Below are 21,001 nucleotides of genomic sequence, written 5' to 3' on the forward strand. Positions count from 1 at the left end.
ATAGGGCGACATGAGGATATCTTATTGTGCCGCCCAAAATAAATCTATGCTAGTAGAGGGTAAGCTGAATTATGCGCGCATTGCCATAATTTTTGTTACGTATTTTCCAATAATATCAAATTCAAGATTGACAGTCGTGCCTACTCCGACCTGTTGAAGATTGGTGTGTTCGAGGGTATAAGGAATGATCGCTACGGAAAACTGATCATCGCGGGAATCTAAAACAGTCAAGCTAATACCATTAACAGTGATGGATCCTTTTTCCACCGTAATATTTTGTTTGGATGGATCATACTGAAAGGTAAAAATAAAACTACCGTTTTCATCTGTTTTCTTGATGCAAGTTGCGGTCTGATCAACATGCCCCTGAACAATATGTCCGTCAAATCTTCCGCCAGCTAAAGTACAACGTTCAATGTTAACCAGATCTCCAGCTTTCAGTTCTGCCAGATTAGTTTTTTGCAAGGTTTCGTCGATCGCTGTCACCTTATGTACCTGATCATCCAATCCAACTACTGTCAGGCAGACACCATTGTGGCTTACACTCTGATCTATTTTAAATTCATTGGAGATCGGGGAGCTGACATAAAAGTGGATGTTGCTTTTTTCATGTTCAATACGCTCTATTTTTCCTAAGGTTTCTATAATTCCGGTAAACATGCAATAAAATTTTTGATTGGATCAAAGTTACTAAATAATCAAAGGAAACCTTGTTTTTACAAACAAAATAGACGCATGGATGACAGAATAATCTATTGTAAATATAATTCATGACCGAGATAAATACTGTAATAGAAACTGCATTAATATGGTATGATAAAAAAATCTCCATTACAAATAGCAAAAAGATTGTGTGTATATTATACACTTACTATTCCTTTTGTGACAGCTATGCCAAAGCAAATTTATGGGAGTTGAAAAAAAATATTACAAAATTTTTGTTTATATCATTTGAAGCACTATCTTTGTCATAGGTTTAGGTTGATTGCCTCTAACAAAGAGGTATTTATAAAAGCTTAGCAGGTCGCCCGACCGGATGCTAAGCTTTTTTTATTTTAAAATAAAGTGTTGTTTTGTAGGTGATTAGGTTGCCGTTATTTATTCAACTGCGGTTTTTACACAGAAAGTCGTGTTCACCCTATTAGGGGAAGGGCGAGACTTATTCGCTTATTTATTTTGTTCTCCTTTCAATAACTGCTTCAATTCAGTCACCTTTTCAGGATACTCGGTTGCAACATTGTTTTTTTCTCCAATATCATTTTTTAGGTCGTACAATTGATCTTCGGGATGATTTCCAGTTTCGGTATCTGTCAATTTCATATATGGGGTACCTTTGCTGGGTGCAATATATTTCCAGTCATCCTTGACGATGGCCAATGTTTGCGCATGCTGGACCAGGGTGCTGCGTCCTTTGAGATCTTCTCCTGTCAAGGTTTTCAATAAGGCCTTACTATCCTTTGCTTCATCAGTTTTTAATTTCACGCCCAATAGTTGTGCGCATGTTGCCAATAGGTCCATTTGGCTGATCAGTGCATTGGAAACCTCGCCTTTGGCTACCCCTTTTCCACTAACGATAAATGGTACACGCGTACCACCTTCAAAGATGCTATATTTGCCACCTCGTAGTGGTCCTGCCGGCAGGTGTCCATTGAGTTGTGCCACAGCACCGTCCACATATCCGTCATCCAATACAGGACCATTGTCACTACTAAAGATAATAATGGTGTTTTTTTCCATTCCCAATAGCTGTAATTGTTGTTGAATCTGTCCGACAGTCCAGTCTAATTGAAGGATTGCATCCCCACGATAACCGAGCTTACTTTTGCCTCTAAATTGTGTCGCTGGCATGCGCGGAACATGGGGTTCGGTCAAACAGAAGTAGAGGAAAAAAGGTTTATCTTGATGTTGTGCAATAAAATCTTGTGCTTTATGCAGAAATGTTGTGGAAAGCTCTTCGTCCACCCAACGAGCACGTGTGCCACCTGTCATATAGCCAATTCGTCCGATGCCATTGATAATGGTTTGATCGTGTCCTTGCCCAGGGGAGGACTGCATTTTGAGTAATTCGGGATGCTCTTTACCAGTAGGGTCATTGCCTATTTTTTTTTCATAATCGACGAGGATGGGATCCTTTGCTTCTACTGCGACAACCTGCTCATTTTCTAAAAATACGGTCGGAACACGATCGGCAGTAGCTGGAAAGATAAAAGAATAATCAAAACCAACATCGTTAGGACCAGGTTTGATTGCTGCATTCCAGTCTTTTTTAATCTCACTTCCTAACCCCAAGTGCCATTTACCGACAATTGCTGTTGCGTAACCTGCATTTTTAAATACCTTTGGCAGCGTAATTTTGTCGGTCGGTACTATCAGTTTGGCGTCCCCGGGCAAGATACCTGTTCCTTCCTGGCGCCAAGGATAGGTACCAGTCATCAAAGCAAAGCGGGATGGGGTACAGGTAGACGAAGTACTATGTGCATTGGTAAAGCGTGTACCGGCTTGGGCCAATTTATCCAAATGCGGAGTTTCAATCTGTTTGGCACCATAACTGCTCAGATCGCCAAAACCAAGATCATCCGCGTAGATATAGATGACGTTCGGCTTGTTTAGTTTTTGAGCTAGCGTAGTCAGTGGTACCGTTACCACCAGACTAGCGGGAAGTAGGATGAGAAGAGATAAGGTCTTTTTCATATTATGCACATGCGTTGATTGGGCGTCGTGATGCTATTGACGACGCCCAATATACTATTTTAAATTTGGATTGATATCAATTTCACTTTGAGAAATTGGTCAATGATTGGTCTAATCGCGCTTAAGAATTATGTCTTCTTTTGCGAGAGGATAAAGAAACTCTATCTGCTAGTTTTGAATAACAAGATAGAGATTCCTTTGTGTTTATTTTCGAAGATTGATAACGGTGACTGCAAGCAAGATGAGGAATATCCCGGCCCACTGAATTCCGGAAACAATCTCGTTCAGTAATAAAACTGCGGAGATGGTAGACACCGGAATCTCCAGGCTCGAAATTATATTTCCCAAAGCGATACCGGTCTTAGGAATACCCCGGGTAAACAATAAGGGGGGTAGAACTGTACCAAATAGGGCGATGAGTATCCCCCACGGCAAGGCTTCCAGTGTCATCTGCTGGACGATATTAATGTTCCAAAATACAATGATCAAGAGAAGCCCACCAAGTACTAAAAACTGACTTCGGACTGGACTCGGTAACTTATTAGCAATGTTACTAGATGAAAAAATGGCAACGGCATAACTGATGCCAGCGCCAAACCCCAATAATATACCTCTTGTATCCAAATCCTTTGTTTCTGTAAAGATATTGGTTGCAAGCGCAGTTCCCAATAAGACGATAATGACACCCGCTATCTTTGCCCTTGATGGAATTTGCCTTCTGATGAACGCCTCCACAATTAAACTTATCCAAATGGATTGCATGAGTAGGATAATTCCCACAGATATAGGGATGTATTGTATGGCAAGGTAATACAATGTTGACGTCAAACCCAAGGACGTTCCCCAGGCAGTTAGTTTTAATTTTACAGTCAAGCTTACCTGTTGCTGTGGTTTCGACAAGTAATTGAGTCCCAGCAAAAACAAGAACCCTATCAAAAATTGCAGGAAAGTTAATACACTGGTACTAATCCCTAGTTGATTGGCATATTTGACCAAAGTAGCGAGCAGGCCATAACTGCAGGCGCCAGTTGCGACGTAAAGAATAGATTTATAATCCTTCATGGCCAAAATAATTTTGAAATAAGACCAATTGATTGATTAACGATTTACGCCAGTAAGCGGTATCGTGTCCTCCCGGAGACTCGATATAGAGGTGTTCGATATTTTTAGTCGTTAACTGTTTATGTAGGGATCGGTTCATTTCCAGCATTTGCGTATCTTCAGTTCCACAATCCAGGATATAGTGCTGTCGACTATGGCTCATTTTATCCACATTGTCATAGATTCGAAAACTAGGGGACAAATCTTTTAACTCCCCGAGTACCTTATCCACCTGATAGCCTTGATATCCTTTTCCAAAGCGGTCGAAATCAATTGCTCCACAGGAACTACCAACAATGGAAAAGATTTGGGAGTAGGCAACCCCAATATGCAATGCACCATACCCTCCCATACTCCATCCGAGCAAGCCTCTTGCAGCTCTATCTGCTTGGGTGGGAAAATGTTGATCGACATAACTGACCAGTTCTTCTCCGATAAAGGTTGTATATTGGCGCTGCTTATCCAAAGGACTATCTACATACCATGAGTTATAATTTCCGTCGGGAATAATATAAATCGTTTGGAATTCAATCGCTTTTTGGGACAGGTTTGGGATGTCCTGTTCGATTGTCCTTGAGGGATTTCCACTATAGCCATGTAATATATAAACGGTTTTATAGCGTACATCTTTTTGGATATTAGGTGTAACGATGATAGCATCTATGTTTTTGCGCATCTTGGCACTGTAGACTTGCTGGTGGACGATCTGTTGGGCACTAACTGAGAAGAAGAGTGCCAATAAAAGAAAGGTAATTCCTGTTTTCATTGCTTGAGAATTTATTGTACACTGCAAAATTCTCAAGGATATTGTTAAAAAACATGTACAAATGTTGATGGAATTATTATTTTAATTCTTTACGAATACGACTCAGTTGGGTAGGTGTAACGCCCAGATAAGAGGCAATATGATGTTGTTTGAGACGGTTGAAGAGTGATTGATTGCTGTAAAGTTCAAGATAGCGTTCTTTAGCAGACTCCCATTTCAAATTAATTTCAAGAGGTTCTTTTTTAACGACCCAATTTTTTTCAAGGTAGGCGATTTGGAAAAGCGCCAAGTCGTGATATTGTACTACCAGTTCGCGGAAAAGCTTCGCGGAATATTGAATAAGCAGTACATCTTCGAGAGCTACAATATTGAAATTACTTGGTTTCTCCTCTATGATCGCCGATGTGGATGCGCAGAAGCTGTTCTCTTCAAAAAACAATTTATAAATGATATTTCCTTCTGTATCTAGTTTATAATAGCCTAATAATCCATTGGATACAAAATAGTAATATCTTGCATAATCGCCAGCACGCAAGATTAAGTCATTTTTTTTAAAGCTTTTGGTTTGACAGATCTGTTTCAATGCCGCCATCGTCCGTTCACTTAGCGGAAAGTATTGGTTCATTTCGAATAGCAGCTTTTCCATCGTTCTCCTGTCTGTACTGGATAAAGTTAATGAAATAAATATATTCCTTTATTCTATTTGCGCTGAATATAGTATATATTCGGTTCCATTGAGTCCAACAAAGACATCCTTATTTAGATCGCCACGATAGGCAATTAACAGCGGGTATTGATGTACGCGTAAGGGATTATTGTAGCATTCTTCAATAGATGCATAGCGTGCTTTTAGAAGGATTTCACCTGTTTCTTCATTTTTTATTCCATGGAGCTGCGTTTGTTCGTTGGTAAAATTCGTATAAGGTAATGCTGTAAAGCTGGGATAATAGATGAGCCGTATCCCTTCGTCGATAAAAGTTTTATTCTTTTCTTTAAAGTCGGCGATGGACTGATCGTCAGGGAACACAATTTGACCTGTTTGATTGTCTTTGATGTGCTGAAATAGGGTTGTTTCGTCCACCTTATCTATTGTATGTCTGGACTTTTGAAAGATCCGAACGAGGGTTTCTCCGGGTTTGAAATCCGCTTCGTCATATTTATAAACCAGATCGCCTTTTTTGTTGATACGGTAACGCTCTCCTTTGTGTCGGACCCAAGCGTATTCCGCTGATCCATATTTTACAATTTCAGGTTTGTTGACGTGAAAAATCTGAAAATTGAAATCTTCTTCAAATAACTCTGCACTTTCGTAAACGGGAGAAAGTTTTATGTCGAGAACACTGTCACAGTATCCATATACGCTATCATTTACCAATACCGGAATCAAATCGGGGTAGGACAAATTGTTTGGCATGGGCTTGGTCTGCGCATATGTAAATGCACAGGTCAGTGTGATCAAGAGTATAAAAACGTACCGCATCTGATTATTTTTTTTCTAATATATCAAATATACAGCAATGTAACGGATCTGATATCCATGAAATCAGGGGTTTTTAATCGCAGCTTCCTTAGGATCAAACCTGGTCCTTCTTTCGAATTCGTATATTACCAAAACAAGAAAAGCTAATCTTGTGATTAGCTTTTCTCTTTGTGATCCCGCTGGGATTCGAACCCAGGACCCATACATTAAAAGTGTATTGCTCTACCAGCTGAGCTACGGAATCGTACTTCTTTTTTTAAACTACCGTTCCTTGTTTGAAGTGTTGCAAAGATAGGATTAATCTCTTTTTCTCACAACTATTTATATAATAAAAATGGGTTTAATGTGTTTAAACCTTCATTTTTAGCAGTTTATTTTTTTCATTATGATAGAAAGTCCCGATCTTCATCAGATAATTTGGACTTAGGTTCCAGATTATCTTCTTCTAATTGATCAGATAATGCTGTATTTTCCCGTTGTTGTTTCTTTTTACCACCCTTTAATAAAAAAGCGAAGAGAATACCCATTACAAAAAAGGTCAGAAGGAGTTTCCATAACGTTACGTTGCCCTCTATAAAAAGGTCAATATTTACAGTTTGTGTATTCTTGACACAAACCAGCGTTACGATGACCGTCAGAAGTATTAAAAATATGTTGCGCATAATGATGATAAATATATGTCATTAGGAATCGCGAATATAGTTAATTATCTATTTTCAATGCTATCGAGCGGCTTTCTTTTGTTTAGTTTTTATCTATACCAATCGTTGCGCGGTTTAAGCGTAAGGAATTTAAAATCACCGAAACGGAACTAAAGCTCATTGCTGCTGCCGCTATCATCGGGGATAATAGGATACCAAAGCTTGGATAGAGAAGCCCTGCTGCCAATGGGATACCTAGAATATTATAAATGAAAGCAAAGCCTAAATTTTCTTTGATATTTCGAAGTAGTTTATGACTCAGTATTTTGGCTTTGGCAATGCCGGTTAGGTCGCCCTGCAATAAGGTCAGCGATGCACTTTGTATGGCTACATCTGTTCCTGTCCCCATTGCGATACCGATATCGGCCTGTGCGAGGGCAGGAGCGTCGTTAATGCCATCACCAGCCATCGCAACAACATGTCCTTGCTCCTGTAAACGGTGTATCTCTTGTAATTTATCTTTTGGTAATGCATTTGCTTTGAAATGCTTGATCCCAACTTGCTCGGCGACAGATTTTGCCGTATGTGCATTGTCTCCCGTGAGCATTATAACATCCACATCATGTTGGAGCAGGTACTGTATGGCCTGTTTGGAAGAGGCTTTAATCTGATCAGAAATGCTGAAATAGCCAAGTAAATCAACGCCTTTTGACAGATAAGAGACTGTTTTGCCATCGGATTGTGCCTGCGCTACAGTATTGCGTATCTCCTCGGGAATATTTATTTCCATACTTTCCATCAACAATTGGTTGCCTAGAGCAATCGGTTGACCGCTTAGCTCGCCTTTAATGCCTTGCCCGGCAATATTTTCGAAATTGGCAACCTGTTGCTCAGCTTTATTTCCTTCTTTTTTGGCTCGTTTAATAATGGCCTGACCAAGTGGATGGGTACTGTTGCTATTTAACGAAGCTGCCAAAAACAGTATTTCGGAGATGCTGCTGATTCCTGTGGGTTGAATGTCATCAACGGCGGGCTTACCCTCGGTTATTGTACCTGTTTTGTCCGTTAATACGACATCTACTTGGTTCATTTTTTCTAAAGCACTTGCATCTTTGATCAGAATGCCATTTTTGGCCCCCTTGCCGACCCCTACCATGACAGACATCGGTGTTGCCAGACCAAGGGCACAAGGACAGGCAACAATAAGAACAGCCAATGCGTTGGCAAATCCGTACGCTAATGATGGTGCAGGGCCCCATATCCACCAGACAAAGAATGTCAACAAAGCGATAACGATCACTATTGGGACAAATATTTCAGATACTTTGTCCGTAAGACGTTGTATCGGTGCTTTACTTCGGCTGGCATCATTGACCATCTGAATGATCTGAGCCAATAGGGTGTCTGAGCCGATGCGTTCGGCTTTCATCAAAAAAAGCCGTTCACCGTTGATCGTACCTGAGCTTACTTTGTCGCCTTCCTGTTTTTCGACAGGCAGGGGTTCACCTGTCAACATGGATTCGTCAATATTCGTTGTACCATTTGTGATCTGACCGTCTACAGGTATTTTATCTCCGGGTTTGACTTTCAGGGTGTCTCCAATCTGAATCTGATCAACTCCAATTTTTACGTCAACACCATTGTCGACCCGGGTAGCGTCCGATGGGCTAAGTTTAATGAGTTCTTTGATCGCTGAATTGGTTTTTGAATGTGCCTTGGCTTCCATCACCTGACCTAGAAGTACCAACGTTAAAATGACTGTGACCGACTCGAAATACAAGGCAATATAACCATGATGATTTTTTAGGTCAGTAGGGAAGATCTGGGGAAAGAATAAACCTACAAGACTATAGAGAAATGCCGCACCCGCTCCAAGGGCGATCAGGCTGAACATATTTAGACGCCAAGTTTTAAAAGAAACCCAGCCACGTTGAAAAAATGACCAGCAGGTATAAAAAACGATGGGCAAGGATAATGATAATTGTATCCAACCGGACAAATCTGGCGGTATAATTTTACCAATGGGATTACCCGGAAGCATTTCTCCCATGGAAAGAATAAATATTGGAACTGTAAACAAAATAGACAGCCACAGTTTCATGCGGAGATCTTTATATGTCCGGTCTTCTTCGTCGTCGTTTCCACCAGCCATGGGAACAAGATCCATACCGCAGATCGGGCAGCTTCCGGGTTGGTCCCGGACAATTTCGGGATGCATCGGACAGGTATATTGTGTTATTTTGTTCAATTCAGGAATTTTTTCAAGATTCATTCCACAAACCGGACAGCTGCCCGGCTGATCATAAACTTTGTCGCCTTCACAGTGCATCGGGCAATAGTATTTTCCTGCAGAACCTGCATGTTGCTGCTTGGACACTGCAGCAACGGACTGTTCATTGTGCTGATGCATATGCCCATGATGATCGTGCTCCTGTGTGAAAGATCCATGCTTGGGGTGATGATTATGATCCTCTGCGATGGTATGTCGCTGCCGTTCAGGCTCCATTGCTTTGTTTGCAGCAGATGGTCCGAAATGATCCGAATGGTCTGTATGGTTATGCTGTTGTTCACTTCGAACCTGTTCGACTGGTACGAGATACATGCCGCAAACGGGGCAACGTCCTGGTAGGTCATATGTTTTCTCTCCTTCGCAGTGCATCGGACAATAGTACTTGCCTGTGGGGGACAGCGCTGTGGATGTAGCTGTATATAAGGAAACTGTTGGCTCGCTTTGTTCGCTGATTTGATAGTTACCCAATCTGGATAGCATCTCCTGGATCTGATCTGCTGAAATTTCTTGCTCAGATTCTATCGTCAACAATGGTGGATCTAGCGAGACCTTAGCCTGGACTTTAGGAAGCTGATTAATCGCGTTTTCAATGGTCGTTCTACATCCATCACAGGACATGCCTGAAAGTTTATATTGGTATTGCATAGCATTTTATTATACAATAAATTTAAGGCTTATCGCTTGGCTAATGTTGTACTTTTACAATGTTTTTTTGTAATATTTCCATCCGCTGATCCATCATTACGATAAGAAAATCAGTGTATTGGATCAGCAATTGCCCTGATGCACCGTGGAATAAACAAACTAATGGAGTTATTTGTTTCCCATCAATTAGAACTGTTGCAAGTGTAAAAAGCGGAGATGGGATAAATTTGACGCAAACATTGTGCGTGGATGAGTTAATATGATGTTCTTTTTTGGTAAAATAACTCCTCAGGAAAGTAACATGGCTTCAGGATGTTTTATTAAGCGCTGTATGGTTAATTGATTATCGAGCAAAGCCTCGTAAAAAGGAGCGGGAACCATTATTTTAAAAGTCTTGCGTGCTGTTTTAACGAAAAAAAGTGCCCCATGAATAACTTGCTTATCATCAATGATCAAGGTGTGTTGCGTAACGGGCTGAGTACTTAGTTTTTCCTTTTCAACGAGCTGTATAAGTTGTTGCATTGTATCAATATATTTTGCCAAAATTACCAAATACTTATCATTTTTTGTTTTTTTTTATTTCTGAGGATTTAGAAGATATCTACTTCTTTTACCGCTTTGTTATCTTTTTGTAGTTAATAATCGTTTTAGCAGAAGGAAGTTTTCAACGATATGCGCAATCGATTGCGTATTTTATGTGCTAAAGTTTAGCTGGACAGGGAGATAGCTTTGCTAAAATCTATTTTACTTTTTTAGCTTTGTACAACAAAAAATATCCAATAAACACTATTATGAGTGGTATAACAACACTAGGACAATTTATTATTGAAAAACAAGCCGATTTTCCATATGCAAAAGGTGAGCTGTCTAGGCTCTTGCGTGATATCGGTATAGCAGCAAAGATTGTTAACAGAGAAGTCAACAAGGCTGGATTGGTTGATATTTTGGGGGACTCAGGGCAGATTAATGTACAGGGGGAGGGACAGAAGAAGTTGGATGTGTATGCCGATGAGCAATTTATTAAAGCACTGCAAAGTGGTGGAGAATGCTGTGTCGTTGCCTCGGAGGAACATGAAAATCCAGTTTATATGCAATCTGGGGTTTCAAAAAACGCAAAGTATATTGTTTGTATAGATCCATTGGATGGTTCGAGTAATATCGATGTTAATGTCTCTGTAGGGACAATTTTTTCCATTTATCGCCGGCTTTCGGATACCGGTGTGTCATGTAATAGCAACGATATCCTGCAACACGGAACCCAGCAAGTTGCCGCAGGTTATGTCATTTATGGAAGCTCAACCATGTTGGTATATACAACGGGCAAAGGGGTGAATGGTTTTACTTTAGATCCTTCCATCGGGGAATTCTGCCTGTCTCATCCCGATATGAAGATTCCTGAAGCGGGGCATATTTATTCGATAAATGAGGGAAATTACTCCAAATTCCCCAACGGTGTCAAACAATACATCAAATACTGTCAAATGGAAGACGCAGCTACCCAACGTCCCTATGCATCGCGCTATATTGGGTCGATGGTTGCTGACATTCACCGCAATTTGCTGAAAGGGGGGATCTTTCTTTATCCGACGACTTCAGCACACCCGAACGGGAAATTACGATTGATGTACGAATGTAACCCAATAGCGTTTATTATTGAACAAGCAGGAGGGAGGGCGACGAATGGATACCAACGTATTTTAGATATTGAACCCAAGACACTACATCAACGAACAGCGGCATTTTTAGGGAATACGGCAATGGTGAAACTCCTTGAGGATTTCCTCCTAAAATATCAGTAATTCATTATGTAGTGATTCGATGACAGGGAAGATTCGTTTGCCAGTAAGAATTATTTATATTTGTTCCAGAAAATGGCTTCATTATTGCGAAGCCATTTCTTTTTTCATTATTTGTAGTATGTCACGTTTTTTAGTTTTTATTTCCTTTGTTTCAATAGTATTTTTTTCTTGTAAAGAGAATCCGCCCACTTATGGTGATGTGCTCGCACAGGGTTTTGAACAAAAATCTTATAAGGAGTTTGATACAACAGCTTATGTGAAGGTGTTTCAGGAAGTGTATGGTAAACAGAAAAGCAACCTGCATAACCCGAGCTGGATGAAGAAATTGTCTGATTCTACTGCAGGAATGACTTTAATCGCTGAACATCTATTTGACGGAAGCATTGATACCCTATTGAGTTATTTTGAACAAAGTGAAGAACATGGGATACGTAGCAGTTACTTCCACACTGCGGAGATAAAAGAGACGTTATTTTCGCTGCGCAAACTGAAACCAAAGGATGTCGCAGAATCTTACCCTCTTTTAGCCAAGCTCGATCTTTTGGGGACAGATGGTTTTGTGGCTTATGTCAGCAGTATGAAATACGGTGTGGTTAATCCGAAGCGCCTGTACGGAAGATATTTTGTGCCGCAAAATCGCATGAATTATGCAAAGGTGATTCACATGCTGGACAGTGTCAAGATGGGCCCGTTGATGGCTAATATTCAGCCGAAAAATCAGTATTACACGCAATTTCAGGATTTGTTGGAAAATGGTAATCTGGATAACACACAAAGGATTAACGTACTGATGGTACTGGAAAAATTACGCTGGATGGGGACGTCTTTTCCGGAGAAATATGTTTTTGTCAATATTCCTGAACAACGCTTACATATCATGGAAGATGGTAAAACCAGTCAATTGATGAACGTATGTGTTGGTGAAACTGCTAACCCTGCCTATACGCGCAAAGGTGAAAACCACGAAACCCCGGTCATGCAAGGTATTCTGGATGCGATGCAGGTCAACCCGGTTTGGAATATCCCGAGCAGTATTGTAAAAAAAGAATTATTGGCCAGTGTAAGGAATAATCCAAACTATTTGGCCTCGCGTAATATGGTGGCTTACTATAAGGGAAAGCAGGTTGATCCAAGTACGGTAAATTGGCATGCGGATTCGGTTGAGAAATTCCGTTTTAAGCAAAATCCGGGATCAGATAATTCTCTGGGGAACGTGAAATTTTTATTTGAAAATGCTTATTCGATCTACCTCCATGATACACCTGCCAAACAAATGTTTGGGCAGACCAACCGTGCTGTGAGTCACGGCTGTGTACGTGTTGAAAAACCCGTTGACTTGGCCAGCTACTTGGTGAATAACGAGAAGCAAGCCGAGAAGATCGCAAAAGAAATTACAACTGACTCCATTTCCAAATCGAGGTGGGTAACGCTTAAACGTCAGATGCCTGTATACCTTACTTATTATACTACTTGGCTTGATGATGACGGTAAAATCGTTTCTTACCCTGATATTTATGGCTATGACCCGCGTCTGAAAGATGCATTGAAGAAATATTGGGCAAATTAATATTCAGAATTATAAGCCAAGGCCAAACGTATAAAAGGATAATCTTTATTCACTTTGTCATGATCCCGGTAACGACCTTCCAGCCTGAAATATCCTGAGTAGAGATTAATGCCAAAGTTTTTCCAGATCCGTACCGAAGCGCTGGTTGATACAGTATGAAGATAATGATGGGATTTATTGCCACTGATAGTCACAAAATAACCGCCACGGTAGTCTATTCCAAATTTAAAGCGATTAAGCGTACTTAATGTTGCTGCGGTACGCACATCCACTCCGGGACCATAATCATAGGTACGGCTTTCTCCGAAATGAAGATATGGATCAGGTACTGCTGCCAGAACTACTGGTCCTCCCCCCAAGACCGTAGTCAGTTTGGTGTGTTTACCGATGTTAAAATTGGAAAAAACATTGTAATTGATACTTTGCGATCCATAGTAGAAAGCCTCATTACGCAGGAAATCAAAGTGAGCTGATACAATTCCGCGATGTCTGCCGGTTAAATCGGATAATATACGATTCCCATAAAGGGAGGCATATATGTTGACAGCATTTACGATTGAGCTGTCATCAGATCCGATTTCAAGATTGAGGATAAAGTCGTTAAAAGGTTTCTTTCTGTCGACATTTTCGTTGTTATAAATCAGTTTAATGCGGGCATAGATATCATTCTTTCCCCGGCTGATGACATTATGCTCTTTGGCATCAAATCTTCGAATACCTAATTCGACTTCTGTATGAACCTGAGAGCTATCGATGACGATGCCTTTCGCTGTATTTCCCCAACGGCCGTCAAGCAGACGGTTCAAGCCGTTGATTGGATTGATCAACATTGCTAATATTTCTTTTTTATTTCGCTGTCCTTTCGTGACGCTGGGTCTGGCAAGAATGTGATGTGAAAGGCGGTGTGTCATCTCACCGAGAATCGTTCCGCCAAAACCGGTATTAATGATATCGTTGACCGAAGGTGGTTCTGTCTCGCCTGCTGTCTCCCATATGTAGCTCCCTGCCACAGTCGCTATTGAGGACTGCCAGAAGCTAAAGTTGTTGGACCGGAATGAATTGAAATAGAACTGTCCGTGGTAGGGGTGGGCGATTTGATTGGTGGCGAAGAGATTATCGTCCCAAGTCCAGGCCGAAAACTTTAAATGGCTGAAGAAATTTTTGAAAGATATATGGGAGACCGGATCTTTTCGAATGAAATAATTGACCGAGGCCGGTATAGCCTGAATAGAAAACCATTCTATTCCGGCGCGTAGAAAGTTTTTCTTTTGAAAATTTAAGGTACTGTTGGATAATTTGGCATGAATCTGATCGGAAATCCATTTTGCCTGTTGTCTCGACACGGCGATACTATCTCTTGAATTTGTGTTCCTGAAGAGCTGATTGACACTATCTGCTGATGATTTTAGGCACATGCTACCAAGCGTATGTGCTGTATCTCTGACCGCATATTGAACGTTATTTTGATTCGTTTGAATAGCGGCCATCGCTGGAAAACAGGAAAAGATCAATGCACAAAAAAAGGTCTTAAATACATTCAAAAGCAAAAATAAAATAGAACAATAAGGCCTTAGATATAGTTTCATATCGGTCAATATGCTGTGTTGCAATAAGAGTTGTACTGAATAACAAATATAGCGTAAAACTGTTTTTACGATTGCGATTCTTTCTCCTTTTAGCAACCTGCAAGTTGCTGATATACGGTATGGATTGTTACCTTTGCAACGTTTTATAATGTTCAACTGATTTCGATATGAACAATACCTTTGAATTTTTTAACATCCGGTCCGTCAATTTTAAAAACGAACTTTTTGCTGGTTTGACGGTAGCCATGACGATGATACCTGAATCCCTTTCGTTTGCGATACTAGCTGGTTTGCCACCCTTAACGGGCCTTTATGCTGCCTTCTTAATGGGACTTGTGACTGCTATTTTTGGAGGAAGACCGGGTATGGTATCTGGTGGAGCTGGGGCAACTATTGTTGTTCTGATGGCGCTTGCAGCAAGTCATGGTATTGACTATCTTTTTGCAGCAGTAATCTTGGCGGGCATACTACAATTTTTTGTTGGTCTTTTCAAATGGGGAAAATTTGTCCGTTTGATCCCGCAACCTGTTATGTACGGCTTTTTGAATGGGTTAGCCATTATTATTTTTATGGCGCAGGTTGTACAATTTAAGGCGAGCAACGGAACGGATATGGTCTGGATGTCGGGGTCGACTTTATATATTATGGGAGGGCTTACTTTATTGACAATGCTGATTGTTATCGGTTTTCCTCGGATCACAAAGGCGGTTCCCGCTTCATTAATTGCTATTTTGGTTGTTTTTGGTCTGGTATCATTACTAGGTATCGAAACCAAGAAAGTGGTTGATATAGCATCGGTAAGCGGATCCCTCCCTCACTTTCATTTGCCCAATATCCCCTGGAGCTGGGATACATTGCAATTAATCTTCCCATATTCCTTGGTCATGGCGGGAGTAGGACTTGTAGAATCGCTTTTGACTCTTAATATGGTCGACGAAATTACTGCTAGTAAAGGAAATGCAAACCGTGAATCCATGGCGCAAGGGCTGGCAAATGCAATCAATGGATTTTTTGGTGGAATGGGTGGTTGTGCGATGGTGGCACAGACCTTGGTGAATTTGAATGCAGGTGCAAGGACGCGGTTATCCGCTTTTATAGGCGCAATGACAATCTTATTGATTATATTGGTCGGCGCACCTTTTATTGAGCAAATCCCCATGGCTGCACTTGTCGGTGTGATGATGATGGTCGCTATTGGCACTTTTCAATGGGTGAGTTTTCGGATTATCAATAAGTTCCCGAAATCGGATATTTTCGTTGGTATTCTTGTTGCCGGTATAACGGTCCTCTTGCACAATTTGGCTTTGGCGGTACTTGTCGGTGTAGTAGTTTCTGCATTGGTCTTTGCCTGGGATAATGCGAAGCGTATACGGGCGCGAAAATATGTTGACCCAGAAGGTATAAAACATTATGAAATATATGGACCATTGTTTTTCGGGTCCACAGCAAATTTCTTGGATAAGTTTGATATTCAGGAGGATCCTGATCATATCATTGTGGACTTTAAAGAAAGTAGGGTCGTGGATATGTCTGCTGTGGATGCGCTAAATAAAATTACTGAGCGTTATGCTTCACAACAGAAGAAAGTGGAACTGTGGCATCTCAGTGAAGATTGTCGCTCCCTCCTCAAAAATGCAACGGGAATTGCTGTCGTTAATATTAAGGATGATCCAACTTATCAAGTCATGCCCGGAAAATAAATTGTTTTTGCCTTAATTCGATAAAAAGCTCACTTCCTTGTCGCTGCGGTATACTATTGAAACAGGTCTCCATTTTTAAAATATCAAAGCTTGAAAGAAACAAATGCTGATATTCAGGTTTGTTTCCACCGAATGGGGGCCCTTGTACAGGAAATTCCCTATCGAACAATAGACCTGCGAGAATACCGCGCGGTTGGAGCAGTGAAGCTATTTTGCTACTGTAGTTTTCCCGTAGGGCAGGATCCAATGCACAGAAAAAGGTCTGCTCCAAAATGTAGTCATATTGTTGTTCATGCTGAAAAAAATCCTGACAGATAATCTGAAGCTGCGGAATTACACCAAATGCTTTTTGAACCTGATCAACTAATGTCGGTGCGATATCAAGCAAGGTGATATTTTCAAAGCCTTTCTCCAGAAGTGCCTTAGCTTCGTGCGCGTTGCCACAACCGGGAATTAAAATAGATGCGTCTTTGGGAATTACGGTCTCTGCATACTTTATAATCGCTGGTGATGCATAACCAATATCCCACCCGATCTCCATGTTCTTATAGCGATTGTCCCAATAATCTTTATTCAAATCCAATATATCCATAGCAACTTACACCTGTTAAAAGCAAGTGGATACAATTTAAGGAAATCTTGTGTAACACGTTGTTATTTTAATTTTTTACTGGAAAAATGTTTCGATAACGTCAATGAAGAGCTGGAGAAAGAAGTGAAAATAATACGCTTTATTGCAGCTTTTTAACGTTTTGTCTGTCCTGTCGTAAAACAAAAAAATAACTTTCGGATTTATATAAAGTATTATTTCAACTAAAGACCATTAGTGATATGTTACTCAATAGGAGAATTTCGGTTTCATACTTTTTAAAGGCCATTCAGACAGATTTGATTCGAATAGTTTTTTTCGGCTGTTTGGTCGGGCTGCTGGCGAAGCATAAAGATTTTTTGACACTGCAGATTCCATTGTCATTAATTGCGATTGTAGGTACAGCAATATCGCTTCTGTTAGCATTTCGAACTGCACAATCTTATGATAGATGGTGGGAAGCACGTATTGTATGGGGAGCAATTGTCAACGATTCGCGTAGTTTAATACGTCTTCTGCAAACTTTTATTACCAGAGATCAGGACATACACCTAAAAATGTTTGTCGAAAGACAGATTATATGGAATTATGCCTTGAGCGAATCATTGCGAAAAGAGCCCCATTCAAAAAGGGTAGGAGACTATCTGGAAAGTTATCAGATCAATGATACAAATGTGGCTTACGGAATTTTAACTGGCCATGCAAAGCATTTACGCTTATTGGCCCAAGAGGGGTTGATCACTGAATTTAGACAAGTTGCTGTGGATGAGATTTTAACACGATTTTCTGATTCAATGGGGCGTTGCGAACGGATAAAAAACACAGTCTTTCCAGTGTCTTATGGTAAACTGATCCATTTCTTGATTTATTTATTTGCGCTCTTATTACCCTTTAGCCTGAATGATGATGTAATCTTGGTAAAAATGATGCTGACGATCGGGATCCCGATTATATTTATCATCATTGAACGTACGGCGATCTTGATGCAGGATCCTTTTGAAAATAAACCGATGGATACACCGATGACAACAATCTGTCAGACCATCGAGATGAATTTGCTGGAAGCGATTGGTGAACCGACCCAAAAGCCAACAGCACCTGCGGAGGAATATTATTATATTCTTTAACTGGTCTGTTGTAAATTTTAGTTATAATCGGATAGCTTTATCACCAGATTTGGTTTAATAAAGCTATCCGATTATAAAGTTTTTTGTATTGAGCTAATTTTTAGTGAAGCGTTCTGGTTATTGCGGTGTCCGCAATGTCTTAATCACAGCAGCAAATTCTTCCTGTTCATAGCCTGCATCTTTTGCTCTTTTGAGCCAATTTGCTGCAAACTGGGGAAATTCACTATTTATTCCACTTAATTTTGCTGTTGCAAGGATTCTTTCTGTTGCCTCTACCGAGATGGCAAGTGGGCTTTGGGAAAGTTTAAAATCTCCGCTACTGATCACAGCCCCCTCATGTTTTAAAAATTCGCCCATTCCCGGAGCAATTTCTGCGATGATATTGCCATATTCCCTAACGTCAAAATTTTCAGCTTCGGCAATTAAAGCACCATGTAGAAAACCTGCTGCTGCGCCATAGATATAGGAAAGTGTAGCCGTATCCATGGCTGCTGCTGCACCAATATTTTCGCCTAGATATTTTAGATTCCCACCCAAAATTTTCAATGTATCTTCGATTTCGAGATATTTTCCGCTATTGCCTGAAAACAGTATTGTTGTATCGGGCTGCGCCATCTGTTCTGGCGCAACCTGTATCGCTCCATCAAGGTAACCGGCAGTTTTACCATTAAACCAGGTTTCGCTTAAACGTGCTTCCTGCGATGTACCTGTAGTCAATTGTACAATGAGTTTGCCCGCTAATGGAATCTCCGTTTCGATTGAAGAAAAAAGATCATTCGCTACCGCATAGTTATGAACGATAACAATACTCACTGGGCTCGCCTCAATGGCCTCGTTGATGCTTTTCGCTAATCGAGCACCTTCTTTTACCAGTTGATCTGCTTTAGCTGCTGTTCGATTAAATACAGTGACCTGAAAACCTTTTTGTAGATAGAGCTGCGCTATTTTTATACCCATTGGACCTAGGCCGATAATGCTGATTTGATTTTTCAATGTTTCCATTTGTTTCTTTATTTATTTTTATACAACAAATATGGGGACAAGCTGGTACGTTGACAATAAGGGAAAAAGGATTCACCCAGGGAAAAATTATTCCCTATGGAATTGCAAAATTCAGTAGTTTTAATGAAAATTATGAAATTATGTATAGTAGAAAGATTCCCGAAGATCTTAACTGTGGCATAGTCGTCACAATGAAAATACTTGGTGGAAAATGGAAAGCCTGTATATTGGATGGTATCAACAAAGGTATAAAACGTCCCAGTGAATTGCATCGTGCTATTCATGGTGCGAGCCCAAGAGTAATCAATATGCAGCTTCATGAATTGGAACAAGCTGGTATTATCGTGAAGAAAATTTATCAAGGACTTCCGCTTAAAGTCGAGTATAGTCTGACTGACTTGGGGATTAGCTTATTGCCAGTCATAGCAGTCATTGATAAATGGGGTATTGAAAACAATCAATTGGTTGAAAATTTGAGAGAGCAGGTTGTAGGCTGATACATAACCCTTAAAATTATGAAAACAGGCATATTGTAAAAGGATAATAGCGAATTGTAAATAAATCTATTATTGTGGCGGTAGTGAGCTAGCTTTATCCCAACAGACAGATAAAATAAGACTCGTTAGGCTTTGATAAGGGGCAATTTGAAAAATAGCCTGCTGTTAATCCAAAAAAGATAGTTGTATATGAAACAGCCACTACAAGCTGAAACCTTTAACTTTGACCGAATACTTTTGTATAGCTTATATGCCGCTTTAATTTCTTTTGCTCTCATGTTCGCTAGCGCACTACTAATTCGCAATATTCATCCTTTATGGAATGCAGTCGTAGTCATAGGTTTCCCGTATTCATTATTTGTGTCAAAAATAAAATCAAGAGCAGATGATATGATTTTTGAGGAAAACCAAATCATTGTGAATGGGAAAAACATTGCTATTCAAGATATTGAATTCTTTCGCATATTTGATTCTCTAAGGTTATATTTTGTATTGCGAATAACGTTAAAAACAGGTCAGCAGTATATTCACTATCTTCCAGTTTCGGCAAAGCAAGATCTGGAAAACTATTTTGAAAAAGAGGGGGTAAGGAGCAGGAAGGGATCTTTTGATTTTATTGCCAAATATTATTGCTTATTATATGTTTTGCCTGTCATGATATTTCTAGGATTAGCTTATTCATTAGGTACGCAACTGTATTATTATTTGCAGTATTGATAAAATAGGGATTTCATAAAAACGGATAAAAGTAGTAGTTGATACTATCTCAGTCGCTCTTGATCGCGTGGATTTTGACGTCATGATTGATTTTACAAATCCGGAAATTGCAAAGGATAATGTTATTGCTGCATTAAATCGGGGGAAGCGGGTTGTATTGGGAACTTCAGGATTATCTGATTCGGATTTTAAGGAAATTGCGCAGGTTGCAGATGACAATGATACCGCTATTCTGGCTGCGGGTAATTTTGCAATAACGGCGGTGTTGCTACAAAAGTTTGCTGAAATTGCAGCGAAGTTCGTTTCTCACTTTGAGGTGATAGATTATGCCTCGGAAGACAAGCCTGACGCTCCAAGTGGAACTGTCGCGGAACTTGCTTATCGCCTGGCCAAAATTCGGAAACCTGATCTGGCCGTCGCAATTGAAGACACCATTGGACGGAAAGATGCACGTGGTGCAAGTATAAACGGCATACAGGTGCATTCGGTGCGATTGCCAGGGCATATGCTAGGTGTAGAAGTGATATTTGGTGAAAAAGATGAAAAGCTGATCCTTCGACATGATGCGGGGAATGGGGCAGAACCTTATCTAAAAGGAGTTTTGCTTGCCGTCAACAAGCTATCGACCTTTAAAGGCTTGAAGCGAGGACTTGATACAATCATGGATATTTAACAGCTGATGCCTCTCTTCAAAAGGATGATATATTAATTGTTTAACTAAAATAATTAGTATTTTAATATTTTTTTGTATATTTACATGTTTAATTCGCACTATAATGCTTACCAATCGATCTATTGTTAGA

General features: G+C 40.2%; 19 protein-coding genes and 1 tRNA gene. 7 read left to right on the top strand and 13 right to left on the bottom strand.

Annotated elements, in window-relative coordinates; translation table 11 throughout:
* Positions 1-69: 69 nt before the first annotated feature.
* From B4A24_RS16055 to B4A24_RS16100, 10 genes are all read right to left on the bottom strand, one after another.
* A complete protein-coding gene (locus B4A24_RS16055; protein WP_293946103.1) occupies positions 70-660 on the bottom strand; it encodes a riboflavin synthase in 591 nt (196 codons plus the stop codon).
* A gap of 507 nt (positions 661-1,167) precedes the next feature.
* Positions 1,168-2,691 carry a sulfatase family protein gene (locus tag B4A24_RS16060; RefSeq protein ID WP_293946104.1) on the bottom strand — a complete coding sequence of 508 codons (1,524 nt, stop codon included), beginning with the start codon at positions 2,689-2,691 and terminating at the stop codon, positions 1,168-1,170.
* Positions 2,692-2,895: 204 nt separating this feature from the next.
* Complete coding sequence (locus B4A24_RS16065) at positions 2,896-3,753, bottom strand: EamA family transporter (protein WP_293946105.1); 858 nt, start codon at positions 3,751-3,753, stop codon at positions 2,896-2,898.
* Positions 3,740-4,558 (bottom strand): alpha/beta hydrolase, encoded by an 819-nt coding sequence (locus B4A24_RS16070; protein WP_293946106.1) that lies wholly within the window; start codon positions 4,556-4,558, stop codon positions 3,740-3,742. Before B4A24_RS16070 ends, B4A24_RS16065 begins: the two co-directional genes overlap by 14 nt.
* Before the next feature lie 76 nt (positions 4,559-4,634).
* The gene (locus B4A24_RS16075; protein ID WP_293946107.1) at positions 4,635-5,204 is read right to left on the bottom strand and encodes a Crp/Fnr family transcriptional regulator; all 570 of its coding nucleotides are present in this window, start codon (positions 5,202-5,204) and stop codon (positions 4,635-4,637) included.
* 48 nt (positions 5,205-5,252) lie between these two features.
* The gene (locus B4A24_RS16080; protein ID WP_293946108.1) at positions 5,253-6,038 is read right to left on the bottom strand and encodes a hypothetical protein; all 786 of its coding nucleotides are present in this window, start codon (positions 6,036-6,038) and stop codon (positions 5,253-5,255) included.
* Between the two features lie 171 nt (positions 6,039-6,209).
* Positions 6,210-6,282: transfer RNA gene (locus B4A24_RS16085), tRNA-Lys, on the bottom strand.
* Positions 6,283-6,421: 139 nt separating this feature from the next.
* The gene (locus tag B4A24_RS16090; RefSeq protein ID WP_293946109.1) at positions 6,422-6,700 is read right to left on the bottom strand and encodes a LapA family protein; all 279 of its coding nucleotides are present in this window, start codon (positions 6,698-6,700) and stop codon (positions 6,422-6,424) included.
* A gap of 82 nt (positions 6,701-6,782) precedes the next feature.
* Positions 6,783-9,614 carry a heavy metal translocating P-type ATPase gene (locus B4A24_RS16095; RefSeq protein WP_293946110.1) on the bottom strand — a complete coding sequence of 944 codons (2,832 nt, stop codon included), beginning with the start codon at positions 9,612-9,614 and terminating at the stop codon, positions 6,783-6,785.
* Positions 9,615-9,902: 288 nt separating this feature from the next.
* Entirely contained in the window at positions 9,903-10,136 is a 234-nt protein-coding gene (locus B4A24_RS16100) for a hypothetical protein (protein WP_172395291.1), read from the bottom strand.
* A 269-nt stretch (positions 10,137-10,405) separates the two neighbouring features.
* Between B4A24_RS16100 and fbp the strand changes: the two genes are divergently transcribed.
* Together fbp and B4A24_RS16110 are read left to right on the top strand one after the other, a co-directional pair.
* A complete protein-coding gene (gene fbp / locus B4A24_RS16105; RefSeq protein WP_293946111.1) occupies positions 10,406-11,413 on the top strand; it encodes a class 1 fructose-bisphosphatase in 1,008 nt (335 codons plus the stop codon).
* 118 nt (positions 11,414-11,531) lie between these two features.
* Positions 11,532-12,980, top strand: a complete 1,449-nt coding sequence (locus B4A24_RS16110) for a L,D-transpeptidase family protein (protein ID WP_293946112.1) — start codon at positions 11,532-11,534, stop codon at positions 12,978-12,980.
* Here the strand turns inward: B4A24_RS16110 and B4A24_RS16115 are convergent.
* Positions 12,977-14,566 (bottom strand): DUF3943 domain-containing protein, encoded by a 1,590-nt coding sequence (locus tag B4A24_RS16115; RefSeq protein ID WP_293946113.1) that lies wholly within the window; start codon positions 14,564-14,566, stop codon positions 12,977-12,979. The genes B4A24_RS16110 and B4A24_RS16115 overlap by 4 nt on opposite strands.
* Before the next feature lie 167 nt (positions 14,567-14,733).
* Here B4A24_RS16115 and B4A24_RS16120 point away from each other — a divergent pair, with 167 nt between their 5' ends.
* Positions 14,734-16,266, top strand: coding sequence for a SulP family inorganic anion transporter (locus tag B4A24_RS16120; RefSeq protein ID WP_293946114.1), 1,533 nt, complete (start codon positions 14,734-14,736; stop codon positions 16,264-16,266).
* Here B4A24_RS16120 and B4A24_RS16125 read toward each other — a convergent pair.
* Entirely contained in the window at positions 16,250-16,858 is a 609-nt protein-coding gene (locus B4A24_RS16125) for a methyltransferase domain-containing protein (protein WP_293946115.1), read from the bottom strand. The two genes, B4A24_RS16120 and B4A24_RS16125, sit on opposite strands and share 17 nt — an antisense overlap.
* A 239-nt stretch (positions 16,859-17,097) precedes the next feature.
* Between B4A24_RS16125 and B4A24_RS16130 the strand changes: the two genes are divergently transcribed.
* A complete protein-coding gene (locus tag B4A24_RS16130) occupies positions 17,098-17,982 on the top strand; it encodes a bestrophin family protein (protein ID WP_293946116.1) in 885 nt (294 codons plus the stop codon).
* Between the two features lie 117 nt (positions 17,983-18,099).
* Here the strand turns inward: B4A24_RS16130 and B4A24_RS16135 are convergent, their stop codons facing one another.
* Positions 18,100-18,984, bottom strand: coding sequence for an NAD(P)-dependent oxidoreductase (locus tag B4A24_RS16135; RefSeq protein WP_293946117.1), 885 nt, complete (start codon positions 18,982-18,984; stop codon positions 18,100-18,102).
* On the opposite strand from B4A24_RS16135, the gene B4A24_RS16140 reads away from it, so the two are divergent.
* The 3 genes from B4A24_RS16140 to dapB all read left to right on the top strand — a co-directional run bounded on the left by B4A24_RS16140 (position 18,975) and on the right by dapB (position 20,871).
* Positions 18,975-19,481 (top strand): winged helix-turn-helix transcriptional regulator, encoded by a 507-nt coding sequence (locus B4A24_RS16140; RefSeq protein WP_293946118.1) that lies wholly within the window; start codon positions 18,975-18,977, stop codon positions 19,479-19,481. The two genes, B4A24_RS16135 and B4A24_RS16140, sit on opposite strands and share 10 nt — an antisense overlap.
* Positions 19,482-19,670: 189 nt before the next feature.
* On the top strand, positions 19,671-20,198 hold the full coding sequence (locus tag B4A24_RS16145) for a hypothetical protein (RefSeq protein ID WP_293946119.1): 528 nt from the start codon (positions 19,671-19,673) through the stop codon (positions 20,196-20,198).
* 46 nt (positions 20,199-20,244) lie between these two features.
* Positions 20,245-20,871, top strand: coding sequence for a 4-hydroxy-tetrahydrodipicolinate reductase (gene dapB / locus B4A24_RS16150; protein ID WP_293946212.1), 627 nt, complete (start codon positions 20,245-20,247; stop codon positions 20,869-20,871).
* The last annotated feature ends 130 nt before the right edge of the window (positions 20,872-21,001 follow it).

The sequence above is a fragment of the Sphingobacterium sp. UBA7249 genome (assembly GCF_002472835.1).
GTDB lineage: Bacteria > Bacteroidota > Bacteroidia > Sphingobacteriales > Sphingobacteriaceae > Sphingobacterium > Sphingobacterium prati.

What these genes read in the sequence shown, in the direction of transcription:
- B4A24_RS16130 (WP_293946116.1), top strand. Translation starts at nt 17,098, where the DNA reads ATGTTACTCAATAGGAGAATTTCGGTTTCATACTTTTTAAAGGCCATT.
- B4A24_RS16145 (WP_293946119.1), top strand. Translation starts at nt 19,671, where the DNA reads ATGAAACAGCCACTACAAGCTGAAACCTTTAACTTTGACCGAATACTT.
- B4A24_RS16075 (WP_293946107.1), bottom strand. Translation starts at nt 5,204, where the DNA reads ATGGAAAAGCTGCTATTCGAAATGAACCAATACTTTCCGCTAAGTGAA.
- B4A24_RS16120 (WP_293946114.1), top strand. Translation starts at nt 14,734, where the DNA reads ATGAACAATACCTTTGAATTTTTTAACATCCGGTCCGTCAATTTTAAA.
- B4A24_RS16080 (WP_293946108.1), bottom strand. Translation starts at nt 6,038, where the DNA reads ATGCGGTACGTTTTTATACTCTTGATCACACTGACCTGTGCATTTACA.
- B4A24_RS16115 (WP_293946113.1), bottom strand. Translation starts at nt 14,566, where the DNA reads ATGAAACTATATCTAAGGCCTTATTGTTCTATTTTATTTTTGCTTTTG.
- B4A24_RS16110 (WP_293946112.1), top strand. Translation starts at nt 11,532, where the DNA reads ATGTCACGTTTTTTAGTTTTTATTTCCTTTGTTTCAATAGTATTTTTT.
- B4A24_RS16125 (WP_293946115.1), bottom strand. Translation starts at nt 16,858, where the DNA reads ATGGATATATTGGATTTGAATAAAGATTATTGGGACAATCGCTATAAG.
- B4A24_RS16140 (WP_293946118.1), top strand. Translation starts at nt 18,975, where the DNA reads ATGTTTCCATTTGTTTCTTTATTTATTTTTATACAACAAATATGGGGA.
- B4A24_RS16055 (WP_293946103.1), bottom strand. Translation starts at nt 660, where the DNA reads ATGTTTACCGGAATTATAGAAACCTTAGGAAAAATAGAGCGTATTGAA.
- fbp (WP_293946111.1), top strand. Translation starts at nt 10,406, where the DNA reads ATGAGTGGTATAACAACACTAGGACAATTTATTATTGAAAAACAAGCC.
- B4A24_RS16100 (WP_172395291.1), bottom strand. Translation starts at nt 10,136, where the DNA reads ATGCAACAACTTATACAGCTCGTTGAAAAGGAAAAACTAAGTACTCAG.
- B4A24_RS16135 (WP_293946117.1), bottom strand. Translation starts at nt 18,984, where the DNA reads ATGGAAACATTGAAAAATCAAATCAGCATTATCGGCCTAGGTCCAATG.
- B4A24_RS16095 (WP_293946110.1), bottom strand. Translation starts at nt 9,614, where the DNA reads ATGCAATACCAATATAAACTTTCAGGCATGTCCTGTGATGGATGTAGA.
- B4A24_RS16065 (WP_293946105.1), bottom strand. Translation starts at nt 3,753, where the DNA reads ATGAAGGATTATAAATCTATTCTTTACGTCGCAACTGGCGCCTGCAGT.
- B4A24_RS16060 (WP_293946104.1), bottom strand. Translation starts at nt 2,691, where the DNA reads ATGAAAAAGACCTTATCTCTTCTCATCCTACTTCCCGCTAGTCTGGTG.
- B4A24_RS16070 (WP_293946106.1), bottom strand. Translation starts at nt 4,558, where the DNA reads ATGAAAACAGGAATTACCTTTCTTTTATTGGCACTCTTCTTCTCAGTT.
- B4A24_RS16090 (WP_293946109.1), bottom strand. Translation starts at nt 6,700, where the DNA reads ATGCGCAACATATTTTTAATACTTCTGACGGTCATCGTAACGCTGGTT.